Source organism: 'Santalum album' aster yellows phytoplasma (assembly GCF_018283495.1).
In the GTDB taxonomy this organism is placed as follows: Bacteria; Bacillota_I; Bacilli_A; order Acholeplasmatales; family Acholeplasmataceae; genus Phytoplasma; species Phytoplasma asteris.
Genome location: NZ_JAGVSK010000002.1, coordinates 1 through 20826, shown reverse-complemented (window position 1 = coordinate 20826; position 20826 = coordinate 1). Strand labels below are relative to the sequence as shown.

Annotated in this window: 13 protein-coding genes and 1 pseudogene; 10 read left to right on the top strand and 4 right to left on the bottom strand. The window is 28.1% G+C overall.

Annotated features, from left to right (window positions below):
• The first annotated feature begins 107 nt into the window (after window positions 1-107).
• The 6 genes from yihA to KE631_RS00645 all read left to right on the top strand — a co-directional run bounded on the left by yihA (window position 108) and on the right by KE631_RS00645 (window position 7672).
• The gene (yihA, locus tag KE631_RS00670) at window positions 108-698 is read left to right on the top strand and encodes a ribosome biogenesis GTP-binding protein YihA/YsxC (protein ID WP_011160392.1); all 591 of its coding nucleotides are present in this window, start codon (window positions 108-110) and stop codon (window positions 696-698) included.
• Between the two features lie 196 nt (window positions 699-894).
• Entirely contained in the window at window positions 895-3555 is a 2661-nt protein-coding gene (locus KE631_RS00665) for a valine--tRNA ligase (RefSeq protein ID WP_212508964.1), read from the top strand.
• A gap of 119 nt (window positions 3556-3674) precedes the next feature.
• Entirely contained in the window at window positions 3675-4232 is a 558-nt protein-coding gene (locus KE631_RS00660) for an ECF-type riboflavin transporter substrate-binding protein (RefSeq protein WP_212508963.1), read from the top strand.
• Between the two features lie 57 nt (window positions 4233-4289).
• Window positions 4290-6062, top strand: a complete 1773-nt coding sequence (locus KE631_RS00655; protein ID WP_212508962.1) for an ABC transporter ATP-binding protein — start codon at window positions 4290-4292, stop codon at window positions 6060-6062.
• Window positions 6049-6903, top strand: a complete 855-nt coding sequence (locus KE631_RS00650) for an energy-coupling factor transporter transmembrane component T family protein (RefSeq protein WP_212508961.1) — start codon at window positions 6049-6051, stop codon at window positions 6901-6903. The genes KE631_RS00655 and KE631_RS00650 overlap by 14 nt, the downstream gene beginning before the upstream one ends.
• A gap of 277 nt (window positions 6904-7180) precedes the next feature.
• The gene (locus KE631_RS00645; RefSeq protein ID WP_249291062.1) at window positions 7181-7672 is read left to right on the top strand and encodes a CNNM domain-containing protein; all 492 of its coding nucleotides are present in this window, start codon (window positions 7181-7183) and stop codon (window positions 7670-7672) included.
• 516 nt (window positions 7673-8188) lie between these two features.
• Here the strand turns inward: KE631_RS00645 and KE631_RS02620 are convergent.
• Together KE631_RS02620 and KE631_RS00635 are read right to left on the bottom strand one after the other, a co-directional pair.
• On the bottom strand, window positions 8189-8284 hold the full coding sequence (locus KE631_RS02620; protein ID WP_212509002.1) for a DUF2963 domain-containing protein: 96 nt from the start codon (window positions 8282-8284) through the stop codon (window positions 8189-8191).
• 106 nt (window positions 8285-8390) lie between these two features.
• Window positions 8391-9107, bottom strand: a complete 717-nt coding sequence (locus KE631_RS00635; protein ID WP_212508960.1) for a hypothetical protein — start codon at window positions 9105-9107, stop codon at window positions 8391-8393.
• Between the two features lie 1111 nt (window positions 9108-10218).
• Here KE631_RS00635 and KE631_RS00630 point away from each other — a divergent pair.
• The 3 genes from KE631_RS00630 (at window position 10219) to ftsH (ending at window position 16219) form a co-directional block, all read left to right on the top strand.
• On the top strand, window positions 10219-12981 hold the full coding sequence (locus KE631_RS00630) for a cation-translocating P-type ATPase (RefSeq protein ID WP_212508959.1): 2763 nt from the start codon (window positions 10219-10221) through the stop codon (window positions 12979-12981).
• Window positions 12982-13300: 319 nt separating this feature from the next.
• A complete protein-coding gene (locus KE631_RS00625; protein WP_212508958.1) occupies window positions 13301-14512 on the top strand; it encodes a hypothetical protein in 1212 nt (403 codons plus the stop codon).
• Between the two features lie 114 nt (window positions 14513-14626).
• Window positions 14627-16219 (top strand): ATP-dependent zinc metalloprotease FtsH, encoded by a 1593-nt coding sequence (ftsH, locus tag KE631_RS00620; RefSeq protein ID WP_249291060.1) that lies wholly within the window; start codon window positions 14627-14629, stop codon window positions 16217-16219.
• 330 nt (window positions 16220-16549) lie between these two features.
• Here the strand turns inward: ftsH and KE631_RS00615 are convergent, their stop codons facing one another.
• Window positions 16550-16963 carry an Hsp20/alpha crystallin family protein gene (locus tag KE631_RS00615; protein ID WP_212509000.1) on the bottom strand — a complete coding sequence of 138 codons (414 nt, stop codon included), beginning with the start codon at window positions 16961-16963 and terminating at the stop codon, window positions 16550-16552.
• A 477-nt stretch (window positions 16964-17440) separates the two neighbouring features.
• Between KE631_RS00615 and KE631_RS00610 the strand changes: the two genes are divergently transcribed.
• Window positions 17441-20431 carry a S1 family peptidase gene (locus KE631_RS00610; RefSeq protein WP_249291058.1) on the top strand — a complete coding sequence of 997 codons (2991 nt, stop codon included), beginning with the start codon at window positions 17441-17443 and terminating at the stop codon, window positions 20429-20431.
• Window positions 20432-20543: 112 nt separating this feature from the next.
• On the opposite strand, the pseudogene KE631_RS02680 reads toward KE631_RS00610, so the two are convergent.
• Window positions 20544-20770 (bottom strand): annotated as a pseudogene (locus KE631_RS02680) (ATP-binding cassette domain-containing protein); the annotation flags it as partial.
• Window positions 20771-20826: the final 56 nt, after the last annotated feature.

Sequence of the window (20826 nt, the reverse complement as noted above, 5' to 3'; positions counted from 1 at the left end):
AAAATAATAATTTGCTATAATAATATTTGTAAACCACCTTCAAAAATTTCCCAAAATCACCAATCGCAAACAATTATAGACAAAAACAAAGAAAAGGAAAAACCAAAATGATTAAAAAAGCCACTTTTGTGCGTAGTATTGTCCATTTTAAAGATATTCCTTTGAAAAAACAACCCGAAATTGTTTTAATGGGCAGAAGCAACGTTGGCAAAAGCACTTTCATCAATGCTTTAACTCAAAGAAAAAAATTAGCTAAAATTTCTCAAACTCCTGGCAAAACCATCACCCTAAACTACTATGACATTAACGAATCTTTTTATTTGATCGATACTCCTGGATACGGTTATGCTAAAAAAAGTAAAGAAATTCAAAAGCAGTTATTGCCGATGATTATTTCTTTTTTGGAACAAACTTCTCATCTCAAAGCAGTCTTTCAGCTAATTGATTTTAAAGTGGGTGCTACCCAAGAAGACGATAGAATCCATCAAGCTCTTTTGCAAGCGGGTTTTGAGGTCGTCTTGTTATTTGTTAAAAAGGATAAAGTTAAAAAAAATCTTGTGCCCAAACAATTAAAAATGCTTGTTAATCACTTTCCCCAGATTAAATATTTTTTTTTGATTTCTTCAAAACAACAAGAAGGGCTGGAAGAATTAAAACTGTTTTTAAGTCAATTAATGGATCCAAATGCCAATGATTAAAAAAGGAGTCCCTTATTTTTTGGCTCTTTTATTTTTAGTTTTTCCAACTTTTTCACTTTGCAAAAAAATTTGTAATTTTTTTTATTTCCTCCAATCCATTTAAACATTTTCAAAACCCCAAACATAACCCCCAAAAAACTTTTAAAACCCAAAAACTTCAACCCTAAAAAAAGAAAATAGAAAGAAGCTAGCTTTTATGCAAACTAAATATGATTTTAAAAAAGTAGAACATCAAAGATACCAACAATGGTTAGAAAAAAAATATTTTTGTGCCAATCCAAACGCCAATAAAAAAACTTTTACTGTTGTAATTCCGCCTCCCAATGTAACAGGAAAACTGCATTTGGGACACGCTTGGAATAACACCATTCAAGATATTATTATAAGATTTAAAAAAATGCAAGGCTTTGATGTGCTCTTTTTGCCTGGGATGGATCATGCAGGAATTGCCACTCAAAATAAAGTTAAAGAACAATTAAAACAAGAAGGGCTTTTGACCAAAACTTTAAGTAAAGAAACTTTTTTAAAATATGCGTGGCAGTGGAAAGAAAAACATGCCCAAAATATTAGGCAACAATGGCAAGTTTTAGGGCTGCATCTAGATTATAATTTTGAAAAATTTACCCTTGATCCTGATTTGAGCCAAACAGTTCAAGAAGTTTTTGTCAAATTATACCAAAAAAAATTAATTTACAGAGATTATAAAATTATTAATTGGGACCCCGAAACTAAAACAGCCCTTTCTAATGTAGAAGTAAATTACCATGAAACTGAAGGAAAATTATATTATATTAAATATTTTTTGGTTGATTTTCCAACTAATTCCAATTTGTCTGACGCTTCTTTGGTTCCTTCTTTTTTAGAAATTGCAACCACTCGCCCCGAAACCATGTTTGCCGATCAAGCTTTAATGGTAAACCCTAACGATCCTAGATATCAATCTTTTATTGGCAAAAAAGTTTTTATTCCTGATACTAACATCCAAATTCCTGTTATTAGTGATAATTACGTAGATATTAATTTTGGTACAGGAGTTGTAAAAGTGACACCTGGACATGATATTAATGATTTTGAAGTAGCTAAAAGACATCATAAAAGACATCAATTAAAAGCTTTATTATGCATGAACGAAGATGGCACTATGAACGACTTAGCCTTGCAATATCAAGGATTAGACCGCTTTGTTTGTCGTCAAAAGTTAGTGCAAACTCTTAAACAAAAAGGATTTTTTACAAAAACCGAAAATCACCTTCATAAAGTAGGATATTCAAGTATTTCGGATGCCATCATCGAACCGCGTCTTTCTTTACAATGGTTTTTAAAAACCAAAGCCATCGCCCAAATTGCTTTAAAAACTAACAAAATCAATTTTTTTCCGCTTCGTTTTGAAAATATTTTTAATAATTGGCTCCAAAATATCGAAGACTGGTGTATTTCGCGTCAATTATGGTGGGGTCATCAAATTCCTGCTTGGCATAAAGGACAAGAAATTAAAGTTCAAATAGAAAGTCCTGGTCCAGAATGGAGCCTTGATTGTGATGTTTTGGATACTTGGTTTTCTTCTGCTTTGTGGCCTTTTAGCACTTTGGGATGGCCTAATTGCAATGCCCCTTTATTTCAAAATCGTTTTCCTATTGATGTTTTAGTAACAGGCTATGACATTTTAACTTTTTGGGTATCAAAAATGGTTTTTCAAAGTATTTTATTAACCCACAAAGACCCTTTTAAAGATGTTTTATTACATGGTTTAGTAAGAGATAACAAAGGACAAAAAATGTCTAAATCAAAAGGTAATGGTGTTGATCCTTTGGAAGTTGTTGCCAAATATGGTACCGATGCTCTTAGATGGTTTTTAACTACTAACGCTGCTCCTGGGTTTGATTTATTCTATGATGAGACTAAAGTTGCTTCATCTTGGAATTTTATTAATAAATTGTGGAATATTAGTCGTTTTGTAAAATTAAATACCAGCACCTTAGACACTGATTTTGATATTAATCTTTTGACTTTGACCCAAAAAGCCCTTTTAACACAATTGCATTTAACAACTCAAAAAGTAACAACTTTATATCAAAAATATGAATTAAAAGAAATTGGAAAAATTTTATATCACTTTGTTTGGGAAGATTTTGCTAATTGGCATTTAGAATTTGCCAAACATGATTTAGATCAGAATAACTCCAATTTAACAAACTTGCACAACAGTCAAAAATTTTTAGTTTATATGATGAAACATATTTTGCAACTCTTACATCCTTTTATTCCTTTTGTAACTGATACTCTTTATGAAAATTTTGACAATAAAACGAACATTACTCAAACCACTTTGCAAAAAACTTCTTATTGTAATTTAGATGCCTTAGCTGATTTTGAAAATCTTAAAAACTTAATTATTAAAACACGTCATTTAAGACAAGAATCCAATATCAATTGTAAATTAAATTTAGAATTAGAAGTTGCATCTCAATTTTCAACTATCCTCCAAGATTTCGTAAATTTGCAACAAGCTTTAGAAAAATTTTTCAAAACTTTACAAATTAAAATTACTAACAAAGTTACCAATTCAAAAAAAACTATTTGGTTAATTGAAAAAAATTTAAGTCTTTATATTGACCGCAAAACCCTAAACGAACTTAATGAAACCAAATTTAAAAGTAATTTTTTACAACAAAAAAATACCCTTCTTAAAGAAATTAAAAGAAGTGAAACCATTTTAAATAATCCATCTTTCTTGCAAAAAGCCGCAAGTGCCAAAATTGAAATTGAAAAAAAGAAATATGAAAGTTATTGTAAGCAATATCAAAAATTGTTAGAAAGTAAAAACAATTCTAATCCGCTAAATCCCAACAAAAAATAAAAAATTTAAATAAAACTATAAATGAATAATTTAAGCTTTGAAATTAAAAAACATTACAAGCAAAACCCCAACCCACCAATATTTTCCCAACCCAAACCATTTATTAAAGGAACTAACCAATGTCAAAAGATGATTCTATTAAAAAAACTGTTACTATAGGACTGAGTGCTGCGATATTTTTTGTTTTAAGTTGTTTTGCCTCTATTCCTGTGGGATTTAATGTAAGTATTGAAACTTCAGTCGCTTTTTTAGCTTTCATTGCTGTTGCTTTTGGTCCTGCGGTTGGTTTTTATGTAGGACTTATAGGGCACACCATTAAAGATTTTATTTTGTTTGGAAATGTTTCTTGGAATTGGGTTTTATGCTCTGCTCTTATTGGATTTATTTACGGATTGCCGCATAAAATAATTGATCTTAAATATCAAGTGTTTACCAAGAAAAAAATTGTTTACTTTTGGCTTTATCAGGTTGCTTGTAATTTTATAATTTGGGGTTTTTTTGCTCCTCAAAGTGATTTATTGATTTACGGACAACCACCTAAACTAGTTTATTTACAAAGTTTTTTGATAGTAATTTCTAATATTTTAGCTTATAGTGTAGTAGGAATTAAATTAATGTCTATGTATTCTTGTCATTACACTAAACAAGCTACTTTAATTAAAATTAATAATTCTTAAATATTTTTAAACATCCTTAATCAATTTTTTTATTTTATAACTTCAAAGAGGAACTTTATGCCAAAACCATTAATCATTTTTAAAGATTTTAGTTTTCAATATTATAGCCAACAAACACCAACTCTAAATCAAATTAATTTAACTATTTATGAAGGACAAAAAGTTTTGATTGTGGGCAAAAATGGTAGCGGTAAATCTACTTTTTTAAAATGTATTAATGGTTTGATTCCTCATAGTTATCAAGGAAAAATTACAGGTACTGTTATTATTAAGGATAAAGTCTTGACACAAACCAATATCTTTGATCTATCTTTGGATGTGGGTACCATTATGCAAGATACAGATAATCAATTTGTAGGTTTAACAGTAGCAGAAGATATAGCTTTTGCCTTGGAAAATGATGATTTGCCTCAAAGTGAAATATATCAAAAAGTAAATATGTGGGCACAAGATTTAGGATTGCAATCCTTTTTAGATTACAAACCACAAGAACTTTCTGAAGGTCACAAGCAATTAGCATCGATGGCAGGAGTTTTAATTTATAATCCTTCTATTTTGTTATTTGATGAATCTCTATCCAATCTTGATCCTGTTTCAAGAGCCAAAATGACTGCTTTAATAAAAACTATTCATCAAAAATACCATTCGACTATTTTAGTTATCGAACATTATTTAGAAGATATTTTAGATGATTCTTTTGATAGGGTAATAGTATTTGAAGATGAAAAAATTATTTATGACAATTCTCCCCAAAAATTAATTTTAGAAAATATTTTAACTAAACAAGGTATCCAAGAACCAACTTATATTAGTGCTTTGAAAAAGGTTGGTATCAATTTGGGAACTCTTCCTTATTTATTAAATTTGCCTACCTTACAATCCTTAGATTTTGTTCAATATTTTTCCAATCAATTAACAAATTTAAAAAAATGTGCTATTTCTCAAAACGACCCAACTCAATTATTGCCTTTTTTCCCCAAACAATTTGCCCCATTTTGCCCCATTTTGCAATTACAAAATATTTCTTATCACTATGAATCCAAACAACCCAATATTTTAAATGACATTTCTTTGGATTTATTTCCAGGAAAAATGATTAGTATTGTTGGTAAAAATGGTAGTGGTAAATCTACTTTAGCCAAAGTTATTTGTGGTTTTTGTAATCCTCAAACAGGAACTATTTTATTAAATAATCAAGATTTAACACATTTGTCTTTACAACAAAGATCAGAAAAAATTGGTTTTGTCATGCAAAATCCCCACCATATGATTTCTCAAAAAACTGTTTTTGAAGAAGTAGCATTGGGGCTTTTAGGAAAACAACTTTCATTAACTGAAATAAAAACCAAAGTGCATGCCATTTTGAAAACTTGTAATTTGGATTGTTTTGTTAACTTGCCTATTTCTGCTCTTAGTTTTGGACAAAAAAAAAGACTTACCATTGCTTCTATTTTAGTGATGCAACCCCAAATTCTTATTTTGGATGAACCTACCATAGGACAAGATTTAAAACATCACACACAAATTATGACTTTTTTACAAAAATTAAATAATACAGGCATTACAATTGTAATTATTACTCATGATATGTCTTTGATGTTTAATTATACTCAAAGAACTTTGGTTTTGCACCAAGGAAAAATTATTGCAAATACAACTCCTTTAAAAGTTTTTGAAGATGCGTCTTTAATGCAAAAAACTTCTCTAAATCCCATTAGTTTGGTTGTTTTTATCAATAAATTGGCACTTACATTAGAGCAAAAAAATATTTTGTTAACTCAAATGTTAGTTTTTTTAAAAGATAGGAATTGTTTTGATGAGTCAAAATAGTATGTTAGAATATTTTCCAGGTAAAAATTTCATTTACAAAATTCAAGGAGCAACCAAGTTATTGTTTTTAATTTTGGTATCAATTGCTTGCATGATGGTTTATCATGTGTGGTTTTTGTTAGGGCTTGCCTTTTTGTCTTTGTTTTTGCTTTGGTGTTCTCAAATTAAATGGCAACAAGTTTCTTTTGTTGTTAAAGGAACTTTATTTTTCTTGTTTGTTAACAATATTATTATTTTTTTTCTTTTTAGGGATTATGGTGCTCAAATATACAAATCCAAAACTCCTATTCCTTTATTTTATAATTTTTTAACCCAAGAACAATTGTTTTATCAATTTAATGTCTTGTTAAAATATTGTTGTATCATTCCTTTATTTTTAATTTTTATTGTAACTACTAATCCAAGTCAATTAGCTGCTAGTTTAAATAAATTAGGTGTTAGTTATAAAATTAGTTATGCTTTTGCCCTTACTATTCGCTATATTCCTGAAATTCAAAAAGATTTTAAAAATATTTCTCTTACTCAGCAAGCACGAGGTATTAAAGTTGTTAAAAAAATTAATTTTGTAGCCCGTATTATTGCAGATATTAAAAGAATTACCCTTATTATTTCTCCTTTGATTTTTTTTAATTTAGATAAAATAGATGTTATCACTAATGCTATGCAATTGAGACGTTTTGGTAAACACAAAACAAGGACTTGGTATTATGAAAAACCTTTTATTATTCTTGATTTGTTTACTTTTTTATTAGGGTTGATACTCCTTTTTCTTGGTGTGTGGCTTTTGTGTCGTTATGATAGATTTTATTATCCTTTTGTTAAAAATCCTTTTTGTACATAATGTCTGTGGTGTTCCCTTATTTTAATGCAACTTTTATTTTAAAAAACAACAAGATTAATTAATTTTAGTCTTTTTTTTAATATCAACAAGAAAGATAAAAAAATTAAAAATCCAATATTTAAGAGGTTTTTTAAAATAAACATAAAAATAAATAATGATTGAAAAAATATATTAAATATAGCTTTAAAACTAAAATATAAGCTATTTTCTTAAAAGCACAAATAAAATCCAAAAAGAGTTAAAAATTAAAAACAGACAATAAATATATTTATGGGATATGTATTTTAAAACGAATCAAGGAATAAATCTTTTAGCAATGCCACGAAGTCTAAAAACAAAAAATTGTCTAAACTTTTGGAACACTGCAATTGAATTAGATATCAAAAAGGGCAACAAAAATGCTCTAAGAGTGAAAAGAATTAAAGCCAAACCAACCACTTTTTTATCAGTAATCCAAATTGTGATTCACGTTATTACTTTTTTTCAAGGAAATATTGTGACATCTTATTGGCTAAAAGAAAGAGAAACTCATTTTTCATTACATAACATCGGAATTGAGGCTTTAATTATTACTCTTTCTATTATTTTTGGAGAATTAATTCCTAAACGTATAGCAATGTATGCCCCTTCCAAAATTGCTTATCTTTTTTCTGGTTCCATTTCCTTGATTGCTTGGTTAATTGGTCCTTTTGTTTGGGTTTTGACTCAAGTAAGCAATCTTTTTCTTATTGTTTTTGGATTAAATCCTAACAAAAATAGTATACAATGAATTGTTCCATTTTTTAGACACTTTTATTTCAAAATTACTCTTTAAGACTTAAAATTAAATAGATAATTTCTTATCTTTTCAAACTAACAAAGTAATTTCATTACACTTAAAAAGTGTCTAATGTTTTTCATAATTTGCTAGTTTCAAAAGATATTTTTAAATATTTTATCCCTACACTATATATAGGCCGAAAAAATAAAAAAATGACCCCTCATTTGAGGGCAAAATCAAAGGTTAAAAAATGATCCGTTTAATGTGGTAAGAAAATCCTCAAAAATTAGAGTGTGTGTTTATGCGGGTTTTTGAGGACTGCTTTTTCAAGAAATTGAATTTAGGGGGTCTAAATCAAGACAAGGTAAAATAACCCTAATTGGATTTAAATCAATGCGAGAGGGCATTTCTGAATCAAGGGTCCGCTTGATTTCCTTCCCTGTTTGGCGATCGTACTCTACTTTGGAATTGATTGTACTGTCAGAATCATTATACAGTATCTTTGATTCTATTACAGCGCAGGGGTCACTCGTTGATTTCCTTGATTGTACCGTCAGAATTGTATAAGGTATCCCTGATGTTCTTACCCGTTTGGGGGTCGTACTCGTAGATGCCCTTGATTGTTCCGTTTTTTTAGACACTTTTTTATTTTAAAATTACTCTTTAAGACTTAAAATTAAATAGATAATTTCTTATCTTTTCAAACTAACAAATAATTTCATTAAACTTAAAAAGTGTCTAAAAAAACGGAACAGTTCACTAACAACTGTTTGTCCAAAAAAAACATCGAATCAGCGGTCAAATCAGTAGTTGTTTCTTGAATATAAATTTTGGCAACCGAACATAATGCAAAAGGAAATTGCAAAACTATTAAGGCATGTCCTGCTTCATGATAAGCTGTTAGTTGACTAGTAGTAAGGGGTGTTGGTGTTTGCATCATAGAAAAATGAAAAATATGAGAAAAATCAGGTTTTAGGATTTGTCCATTAGCACACCAAATTTCTTTAATAGTTTGTATATTGTCTTGTGTTGGCATATAATATTTAAAAATAGATCCACTTGGTAAAATCGCTTGTGTAAGCAAACAAGAGTCTAAAAAACCTTCAATAATTATGCCATTTGGTTGGATTTCTCTTAAAAATTTTTCTTCTTCTTGTAAAATAGAACAATTAAACTTTTTATTTTGGTGCTCTTTGGCTTGTATGGAAATTTGCATCACTTTATTATCGCGGTGTTCTTTGCCTTCTTTCATTAACTGAGTTTCCAAAAGTTCAGGCATTAAAGGAATATATTTTTCATCCGTATAAATATTATAATGAGGTTTTGCAGAAGATAAATGGTGTTTTTTTAATGACATATTGATAGAAGGTTTTGCAAAACAAGCCCCTACAGGAACAACATCACAAATAATATGGGTTGGGTTAGTACTTAAATCAATTGACAATTTTTTTGGCGAATCTATAAATTCTTTTATCCCAATTATTACAAAAATAATAATAGCAATGTTTGTCCAAAATAATTTTGGGATTTTAGAAATCGTATTTAGTTTTTTATCTCCTTAAAATTAAAAAAGTTAAATTAAAATTTAACATGAAAAAATAACATAATAAAGTGATTAATGTTATTTGAAATAATAAAGTTTTTTGGATGATATAAAATAAAATCATATAGCAAATAATAAATAATGTGCTTTATTAATGGATGATAAATTTTATACTTGATAATTAGTTATCAAAATGATATACTACAAATAAACAAATATTAAAATTCTACATCATATATTATTATATTTTATAATATGGATTTAAGAATTATAAATTTGAATGCATTTGGGTGATTTATATATTTAATAAAACCACTTTAAAAAAATTTTATAACTAATTCCATCCTTAAAAATTTATTATTTTGTTTCATCCAATCCCAAATCACAACAACTGCCAAAAATTAACTAAAACGGATACAAAAAAATAACAATTTTTTTCAAAATTCACCCAATTCCACCCAAATAATTCCCAAAATAACGGTTTTTGGTTCCAAATTCCCAAAATAATGTATTTTTTTAACATTTATTATTAGCTTTTATTTTTTGTTTTGTTATAATTTAATCAGGCTTATAAAAAATAATTGATCATCAAAAAAAAGATGACTAGAATAAACGAACTAAAAAATAATTTAATTTTTCAAAATTGACCCAAGATAATACTTTATAACTTTGGTTGTGGTATTTTTCTGATTTATTTTTAGTAGTTATAAAAACAATATAACTAATTTATTAAACTTGCAAATGCAAAACAAAAAGGCAAGAGCAAGAAGGCAAAAAAACATACAAATGACTTTGCACACAAACAAGACTAACAAACCACATAAACCACATAACTCAAAACCCCAACCAAACTCCCCCACCAAAAAATTATCTTACTCAATTATCATCCTTATTATTTTGAATTCCTTTATTCCATTTAATTTTATCCACCATTATAGCCTTGCAAATATTTTTTATATATCAGTTAACAAAATACTAAAATATAAAATTTAGTCAAAGGAAACAACTTTATATGAATAAAAAAGAAGAAATTTTGCAAATCAGTCGTCTTGATAAAGATGCTGTTGTCAAACATCTAAACACCGACGCTTGCGGACTTACTGACAAACAAGCCCAAGAAAGACAAACTCTCTACGGTAAAAATATTATCAAACAAGGCGAATCTTTTCCGTTTTGGCAACAATTCATCAAACAATTTACCTCGGTAATGGCTATTTTATTATGGATAGCAGCATTAATGATTTTTGTAATTAATCCCAAAGAAGCAGCCATCGGTATTTCTATTATTTTAGTTATCATTGTAAATGGTTTATTTTCTTTTTCCCAAGAATACAAAGCTGATAAAATGTTGTCTTCCTTAGGTAAAATGATTCCTAAAAAAGTTCAAGTTTACCGCAACAAAAAAATAGAATTAATGGATGTTATTGAACTTACCATTGGAGATGTCATCTTTTTAGAAACAGGAACCCAAGTTCCAGTAGATGCACGTATTATTCAATCTAATAGCTTTTTTGTTGACAACTCAATGTTATCAGGCGAAACCATTCCTTTAAACCGTACTGAAATGCCAAACCTCGAAGATAATCATTCAATTGCTGAAATACCTAATTTAGTTTATGCAGGTACTACAGTTACTCAAGGTAGTTGTTTTGCAGTTGTTTATGCTATTGGAAATAACACCCAAATTGGAGAAGTTTCAAGCATTGCTCAAAGCATTGAAAAAGGCAAAAGTCTTCTAGACCAAGAAATGCACCACATTGTTAAAAAAGTAAGTATTATTGCTTCTTGTGCAGCTTTATTTGTCTTTATGATTTGTTTTTTCAAAGCAGAAAAATATAATATAGATTCTTTTAGAGCAGCAATTGTTTGTGCAGTTGGTATGTTAGTTGCAAACATTCCTGAAGGCTTACTTCCTACCGTTAATCTAAGTTTAGCAGTTGGTTCTCAAAGAATGGCTAAACAAAACGCTTTAGTTAAAAAAATCTCTTCCCTAGAAACCCTCAGTTCTACTACTGTTATTTGTACTGATAAAACAGGAACTCTAACTCAAAACCAACTTACAGTAAGAAAAATTGTAACTCCTGATGGTACTATCAAATTAAAAGGTTCTGGCTATAACGACGAACAAACATTTAGTGTTTGCCCAAACAATACTGCCTCCAAAAAGGGAATTGAAAAATTCTTAATTGCATCAGTTCTATGCTCTGAGGCTAAATTAGTTCCTACGCCAACTAAACCCCACCAATTTGAATTAATCGGTAATCCTACTGAAGGAGCTTTATTAATTGCTGCTAAAAAATACGGTTACAACATTGAAGAAGTAAAAAACAACTTAGAAATCATCCAATTAAACCCATTTACTTCCGAACGTAAAAAAATGAGTGTCTTAGTTAAAAACAACCAAGAACCTGCATATGACACCAATTCACAATATCTCTTTATTAAAGGAGCTCCTAATATTGTCCTTGAACAATGTCAAATGCAATACAAAGGTTCTCAAGTAAGTCCTTTTAGCCCTCATGAAAAAGAATCTTTCCTTAAAAAAAACGACCAATTTGCAAGCCAAGGATACCGCGTTCTTGCTCTTGCTTACAAAAAAATTGAACAAAATCCTTCCCTAGAAGAAGATATGGTTTTCTTAGGTTTTGCAGTTAATTACGACCCACCAAGAGAAGAAGTTAAAGAAGCAGTTAAAAACTTAACTCAAGCAGGACTAAAAATTACTATTATTACAGGAGATTACAGTCTTACTGCTGCTGCCATTGGTAAACAAGTAGGAATCATCCAAGACAAGTTCGTTGGTTTAGACGGCTATGACCTTGACAAAATGTCTTTAGAACAATTACAAGAAGTCCTCAAAAGTCCTCATCCAGTTGTCTTTTCACGCACTACTTCCAAACATAAATTAAAAATTGTTCAAGCATACCGCAACAATGGAGAAGTAGTAGGAGTTACTGGCGACGGAGTTAATGACATTTTAGCCCTTAAAGCAGCTCACATAGGAATTGCTATGGGAAAAGCAGGCACTGATGTTGCTCGTAATGCTGCTGATATGATTTTATTAGATGATAATTTTGCAACTATTTCCAAAGCTGTTTTAGAAGGACGTTGTATTTATGAAAACATCAAAAAATTCATGACTTATGTCTTTGCTTCTAATATCCCTCAAATCTTTCCTTTCATCGCTATTGCTTTTTTAGGAGTTACAGAACCTTACTTATATGTTTTACAAATTTTAGCAATTGATCTTTTAACTGACTTAATTCCTGCTATTGCTCTAGGAGCTGAAGAAACTGACCCAAGTTTATTAGTCCAAAAACCACGTACTAAAAACGACCATCTAATGGACACTAAAGTATTAAAACGTAGTTATGGCTTTTTAGGAATAGTTGAAGGTTTAATGTCTTTAGCATTTTTTTGTGTAGTTTACAATTTTAATACAAAAGACAACTTCTTCCTAGCTTCTACTATGGCATTTGGAGCTGTTATCTTTGCTCAAGTAGGAAACGCATTTGCTTGTCGTTCTAACAAACTTTACTTTTGGCAAACTATCAAAAAACCTAATAAAATATTGTACTATGGTATTATAATTGAAGTATTATTCTTTGTATTAATTACTAAATTTAGTTCTTTAAGTGATATATTCCATACTAAGGATATTAATATATCTCATTATTTATGTTTATTATTATGTCCTTTAGTTATGTTATTATTTGATACTATCTGGAAAAAATTATTTGCATTTAAGAATCAAAAACAATCAAAAATAAACTAATACTTACAATTAAATAATTTATAAAAGACCTCTTTTTTAGAGGTCTTTTTTTGTTTATTTCTCATATCTTAAATTATTATTTATTTTCTCAAATAACCTCCTTTAATATGATAAAAAACATTTTTTTACACTATTTTAACTGTTTATGAATTATTTTTACGCAAAAAAAAAAAAAAAGAGTAAAATAGAAGTTAAGGGAGATTGTTTGTTCTCTAATAAGCTCAAAGGAGATTAATTTAAAAATATGTTAGTAAATAATGTAAATTGTTTTTTACAAAAAAATAAAAAAATTATTATCTTTGTTCTATTGATGATTATATTGGTTATAACGGCAACGGTTTTTTTATGGATTGATAAAAGTAATACTCAAAAAGAAGCACAAACAAAACAGCAAATGAAAAAAGATATTATTGATCAACTGGATCAAACGATTAAAAATAATGTCCCTGATAAAGGTGCCTTGACGGTATTAAGTTTTTTTCCAAAAAATATAGATCAAAGCCCGCTATTTAAATCAGAAGAATTTAGAAAAGCTTTATTTTTTTGTTTAGACAGATCTAAAATAGCCAATAGTGATGCGGGGTTTAGACCAACTGCTCTTCCATATACAAAAGAATTTTGGCTCGAAAATCCTAAATATTTACCTGAACCTTATTTTCCCCAAAACCAAGATACTAAAGAACTTTTGGAAGAAATACAACTTCCTAACCAAGGTTATAATTTAGATAAAGCTTTGCTTTCTTTAGAAGCAGCTTGGAATAAATTAAATCCTCAAGAAAAAACAGAACAATATGAATTCAAAATTAATTTTGATTTGACGGAATATGAAAATTATCTTGATAAAACTATATTAAACAATATTAAACAAGAAACTCTTTCACAAATTGAAAATTTTTTCAATAAATTTTTATCCAAAAATAATTTAGAATCGAGTAAATTAAAAATAAAAGAAGAATCAGAAGTAGTTAAGAGTTGTTCAAGAGTGGAAGCTTTTGTTTTGAAAAAAAGCATTGAAGATTGGGGTATTGAAGAAATCGATTATCATTTTCATTGTTTCCAACAACATTTTTTATATAACGTTCCAGAGGAAGAACAATTGAAATTTTGTTTTGCAGAAATAAAAGAATATCTCGATAATATTCAAAAATCAGGAGGCACAACAGAAAATGTTCCTTCTCTTAAAGGTAAAGAAAATCTTATGTCTGATGAAGAAATAAAAAAAATAACAAGCCCTGAAAAAAAACGAGAAGCAGAAATTATGCAAAAATATTATTCTTCTTTTAAAGGAATAAACCAACAAGGATTTTGGGAAGGAAAAATTGAAGAATTTGCAAATTTTTATGATACTGCTCTTGCTGGGGAAGAATCTCTTTTTAAAACATATTTTGGAAGTAATAAATATTGTGAAGCAATTAAAGACCCTCAATTAAAAAAAGTTAAACAAAAAACATATCAAGAAATATTTAAAAAAATTTGTAATTTAATTATCAAAAAATATCTAATTATTCCTATTGGAATTTATGATAAATAAATAAAAAACAAAAAAATAGAAAGGGGTTGGTTGGGGCGCGGTGCGGTTTTCTGTTTTTTTGGGGCAGATCGGTTTGTCTTTTTTTAGTCCCAACAAACCAAAGAATATACAAATATGAAATTTAATAAATACTGGAATAAAATTAATTTTAAAAATATTATTTTTGCTTTATTAATTTTTTATTGTTTTACATTTGTTTTAGAAATGTTAAATAAATATATTTTTAATCCCGAATATGATCAAAAAATTTTCCGATTTAAAATTACTTACGAAATTTATAATAAATTGACAACTATTAAATATGACATAGACACGTTTTTAAAACCTATTTCTAGTTTATTATTATTAGGTTATTGGGGAGAAAGGTTTTTAAAAAAAGATTCTAATAAAAATAAAGTTATTTCTTCTAAACAAAAATCTCAATTCAGTTTTAAAGATGTTGCTGGCAACGAAGAAGAGAAAGCAGAAATGAAAGAATTAATTGATTTCTTAAAAAGTCCTCAAAAATATAAAGCAATGGGAGCCGTTATTCCCAAAGGAGTCTTATTAGAAGGTCCACCTGGAACCGGAAAAACTTTATTAGCAAAAGCGCTTGCGGGTGAAGCCGGTGTTCCTTTTTATGCAGTAAGTGGTTCAGAATTTGTGGAAAAATATGTGGGGGTAGGAGCTTCCCGAGTAAGAACATTATTCAAAGAAGCAAAAAACAATTCTCCTTGTGTGTTATTCATTGACGAAATTGATGTTTTAGGAGGGAAAAGGGGTTATTCTTCGGGAGGCAGTCAAGAAAAAGATCAAACCTTAAACCAACTCTTAACCGAAATGGACGGCTTTACTCAATCACAAGGTATTATCATTATCGGAGCTACCAACCGCGTTGATGTGTTAGACCCTGCTTTATTAAGACCTGGAAGATTCGACCGCATCTTTAAAGTGAGCTTACCAGATTTAAAGGCAAGAGAAGCTATTTTAAAAGTTCATGCCCGCAATAAACAAATTGCTCCCGAAGTGGATTTCCACCAATTAGCGAAACAAACTCCAGGAATGAGTGGCGCGCAATTAGGAGCAGTTTTAAATGAAGCTTCTATTTTGACAGTTCGTAATCAAAAAGATATCATAACAATGACTGAATTAGAAGAAGCAATTGATCGTGTCTTAATGGGGCCAGCGAAAAAATCTATTAAATATACCGAAGAAGAACGCAAAATGGTGGCTTACCACGAAGCCGGACATGCGGTAATCGGCTTGAAGCATCCACACGCTTTGCAAGTTCAAAAAATCACTATCATTCCTCGTGGTTCTGCCGGAGGTTATAACTTGATGTTCCCCGAAAAAGAAACCTTCTTTAATTCGGACAAAAGAATGTTAGCTCAAATTACTTCTTATTTAGGGGGCAGAGTTGCCGAAGAGTTAGTTTTTGACGAAGTATCTTCCGGATCTTATGATGACTTTAAGCAAGCCACCAAACTAGCTAAATTAATGGTTACCAAATACGGTATGAGTTCTCTAGGGCCAATTCAAGATTCGGAGTTTTCTGATAAAACCGCGATTGACCTTGAAATCAAAAAAATAATCGACCAATGTTACCAAGTAGCGAAACAAATTATGGCCAAAAATAAACCTTTATTAGACCAAATAGTTGCTTTATTATTAAAACAAGAAACTATTACTAAAGAAGAAATAGATAAATTAGCAACTAAAACCAATTAACTAAACCCCTCCCCTCTTCCTCAGCAAACCAGAATCAACCCTGATTTAATCTGAACTGTTCCGTTTTTTTAGACACTTTTTTATTTCAAAATTACTCTTTAAGACTTAAAATTAAATAGATAATTTCTTATCTTTTCAAACTAACAAAGTAATTTCATTACACTTAAAAAGTGTCTAAAAAAACGGAACAGTTCACAACTACCAATGATTATTTTCATAATTGAAGCATTTCACAATAACCTCTTATAAATAAGAGGTTATTTCTTTTAATAATATTAATCATATATATAATAAAAACAAGTTAATTACTTAACTTGTTTTTATTATATCTTAATTTAATTTTATATAATGTTTTTCTTTGGGTTTAACTTCTTTTTTAGGAACACTTAATTTTAATAAACCTTGTTCCAAAGAACCTTTAATATCTTCTAAAAGAAAATCATCACCTAAATAAAAACTACGTCTTAAAAATCCTTGAAATCTTTCTTTACGTATAAAATTAGCTTCTTTAATTTGATTTTTTTCAGAATTTTTAGCCTCAACTACTAAATAGCCTTCTTCCAAAGCAACTTTAACATCTTCTTTTTTAAAACCTGGTAATTCAATAGTAATAAGGTATTGATTATCTTGTTCTTGAATATCAGTTTTCATAATATTGTTGTTGTTAGTTAAAGAATTTGTTTTAAAATCTTCAAATAAATTTTCTAATAAATCTTGATTTTGATTAATTAAACTAAATAGCATTTTTATCACTCCTTTTTTCTTCTTTCTAACTTAAAAAATAAAAAAACGATTTTCTATAATTTGTTCATTTGAACTTAAAGCGATTTTAGATGAAAATATAAATCTTTACTGTCTTTTTTGATAATCTCTTATGTTTATTTTATTTTTTATAATATGTATAAAACATTTAATCCTTTAAGCTCAATTTTATTTTAACAAAAATTTTTGGCACTGTCAATACATTATTGCTATTTTTTTTACAAACTAATAAATAAATTTTAGGGTAAAATAATAATGAAGGGTGTTTTACATTTTAAATAAATCCCAAAAGAAAAAAAATACTTTTATTTATATTTTATTTAACATAGCTCATAATTAGAAAAAAGTTTTATGAAAAGAATTAATTTTTATCGTAAATTTATCTTATTTTTTAACATATCTATTCTCTTTTGGCTAAGTTTTATTCAATTACAAAATTACTCTTATACTAGTCAATTTATGAATAATTCCTTATATTTTGATAAACTACATGAAAATAACCAAACTAAAACTATTAAACAAACTATTAAAGCTTTGGAACAAGAAAAAGACATTTTAAAAGAAAACATTAAAAAAGATATTAAGGAAGAACAAATTAAAAATACTAATCAAATACAAACCAACAAAGACCAAATTTGGCAAATACATACAAATGATAAAACTGCTTTGGGAATTATTTTTTATAGTTTCAAAATAACAAACAATAATGACAATGAAAATGAAAAAACACCATCAATTAACAATTCAGAACAAAAAATATATTTTGCTCTTACTCCTAAAAATATCATACAACCAAACAACATTATAAAATTATCAAATCCCCAAGGAGAAGAAAGGGGTACTATTCAAAATCAAGTATTAATTCAATATAATATTTTTACTCCCTTATTAAAAGATTTTGATATTATCACTTTTAAATCTCATAAACAATATATAATTACTCCTTTACAAAGACAAAACAAATATCACCAAGGACAACCAATTCATTCTTTTTCTACAACTATACCACAAGCAATTGCCTTTCAACAAAGTCATATAAGTGAAGATATTGAAGTTAACAATGAATTAGATGAAATATTTATTGCTATTTCTAGTCGTTGTAATTCCAACAATAAACAAACTATGTTTTGGACTGAAAAAGGCAATTTAATTGGTTTTTTAATAACTCCTGAAATAAAAAAAGAAAAAGGAATTAAATATATTAAAGCGATTCCTTCCATAAATTTTAATAAACTTATAATAAATGACGAACCTCCAATAATAAAACTTATCAATGCGATTATCAACCCCAATAATATAAATAATATAGTAGATAAAGATACAGAAACAAAGACAAAGACAAAGGAAAAAGAACCGCCCAACAACCAAATACTAAAAGACATCAATTTAATTACTTTATTTATCAATACTGGTTATAGTCTAAGAACAGGAATAATTGTTTACAAAGAACAAATAAATAAACACACCATATATTATGCACTAACTAATCGTCATGTAATTGAAAGTTTTTATCATACATCAAATCACCAAAAACAAATAACAATCAAAAACAATCAAGGATTAAACAAGCAAGCAAAACTATATGCTTTTATTAATAACAATCGTGAATACGACGATATAGCTATCATAACTTTTACTATTCCTAACTCCGATACTACTAAAAAATTAGATGAAGTTCTTGCCAAATACATTAATTTTGATAAAGATATACAAATACCTATCCATCAAGGAGAACAAGTTTGGGTATTAGGTTGCCAAAAAGGCTTACAAACTAACCAATTCCAAAAACCAACAAAACTAAAATGGGAACAATGGTATTTTAACCTAATGCCTCACCAAAGACCTCAATTTAGACAAAATTTATTTAAAACAGGAGTTATTTCTTTTCTCAATGAAAAAGAAATTAACTCTGATATGACCCTAGATTCAGGCAATAGCGGAGGACCTCTTTTTAATGCTGAAGGAAAATTAATAGGCATAAATAGGAGTTATCATAAAATTTTGCGCATTTCTCAATCAATTAACATTAACTACATCAAACAACAATTCTATACTTTACTCAAATCCAAAAAAGAAAACATAGCAAATAACAAACCAAATAATATTGCATTCCAAACGACTAACATTAATACAAATCATATTGCAAACGAACTTAACATCTTACAAAATGAAAAACTAAACGAACAAAAGCCCCACATCCAAACCAACATCTTTTTAGAAGACCTCCATACTTATATAAAAGAACAGCCCGAACAAAAAATAATTTTTCAAAATAAAGACAACCAAGAAACTCTACTTACAATAAATTGTCATGGTTTAGAAACAATACAATTATTTAATTTTGATACTCACAAATACAAGCAATTAGAAATTAGTTTAGCAAATACTAATCAATTTAGTATCTCTTTACAAATTCAAATTTTTGATTATAACAATAAAAAAAGTTATGAAGAAACAATTCAAATCCCTAAAATTGACATAGATAAAATGTTTTTATCATTTACTAAACAAACTTTTTCTTATAACAACATTTTAGAAACCCAAAAAAAGATTTTAGAAACTAATATCAAATTGGCAAAAACCACCTTCCAAAGCCCCACAAAACCAAATACTTTTTATAATCTTTTTGATAACAAAGAACAAATAATTAAAGAAGATATGTTAAAAACTATAGTTTTATGCCAAGATTATTACAATTCCCAAAATATCAACTTAGGAGTTATTATTGACAAAAAAACTGTAAATAATTCCGATAATACTTTTATATATACTGTCATTTTACAAAAAAATAGAACAAACCTAGACACTTCTTATCTCTTAGATGCTTTCCAAAATATTTGTAATGAAAACGTTAAAATAACTATCCAAACACCTTTTGGCTTACAAGATGAAAAAGGAAAATACAAAACCATAGCCACCCATAATAATCCTTTTAGCTACATAACTTTTGAATCTAGAACAAATTATCCTGTTTGTACCTTTGTTCCTGATAAAAAACTTTTATTAGGAGAAAAAATATATTTAATTAGTAATCATAATAACATCTCTGATAAATCCTTAGCGCCTCATATTTTTCAAAGCCATTTAGCATTACTAGATAACCCAAACAGCCAAGTAATTACAATAGATAGTACTTTTTTAGAAAATTATTTTAACTTAGAAGAAAGCCTTTATTATAATAATTGGTTTGCCTTTGATTCTCAAGGAAATCTAATTAATATTTGCTCTCAACAAGATATTTATCATCTACACAAAAGTCAATTTCCTTTTATTACATTTCCCAAAAATAATATTTTTCCAAATAAAATACTAAACATTACTAATGCCAAAATAGCAATATTTTTAATATGGACTTTTATTTGCATTATAGTTTTTGTAATAATAGATATCAAAAGTTTTAAAGATAAATACAGTATTGTATATAAATTACAATATTTTTTGTCTTTTTAGAACTAAATAAACAAAAAAAGAGACTTAAAAAGTCTCTTTTTATCTTAATATCTTGTTTTTAGTATATTGATTTATTTTCCCACACTTCAACTTAACTTAAATTAGCATCTTTCAATAAAGTTTTAGTATATTGATGTTGAGGAAAGACAAAAATATCTTTAACATTTGCTATTTCTACTACATTACCATGATACATTACAGCACATCTACCACAAAAATACTTAACTATGGATAAATCATGAGAAATAAAGACAATAGTAAGTTTAATTTTTCTTTCAATTCATTTAAAAGATTAAGAATTTGTGCCTGGATGGAAACATCCAAAGCAGAAACAGGTTGAACTGTTCCGTTTTTTTAGACACTTTTTTATTTCAAAATTACTCTTTAAGACTTAA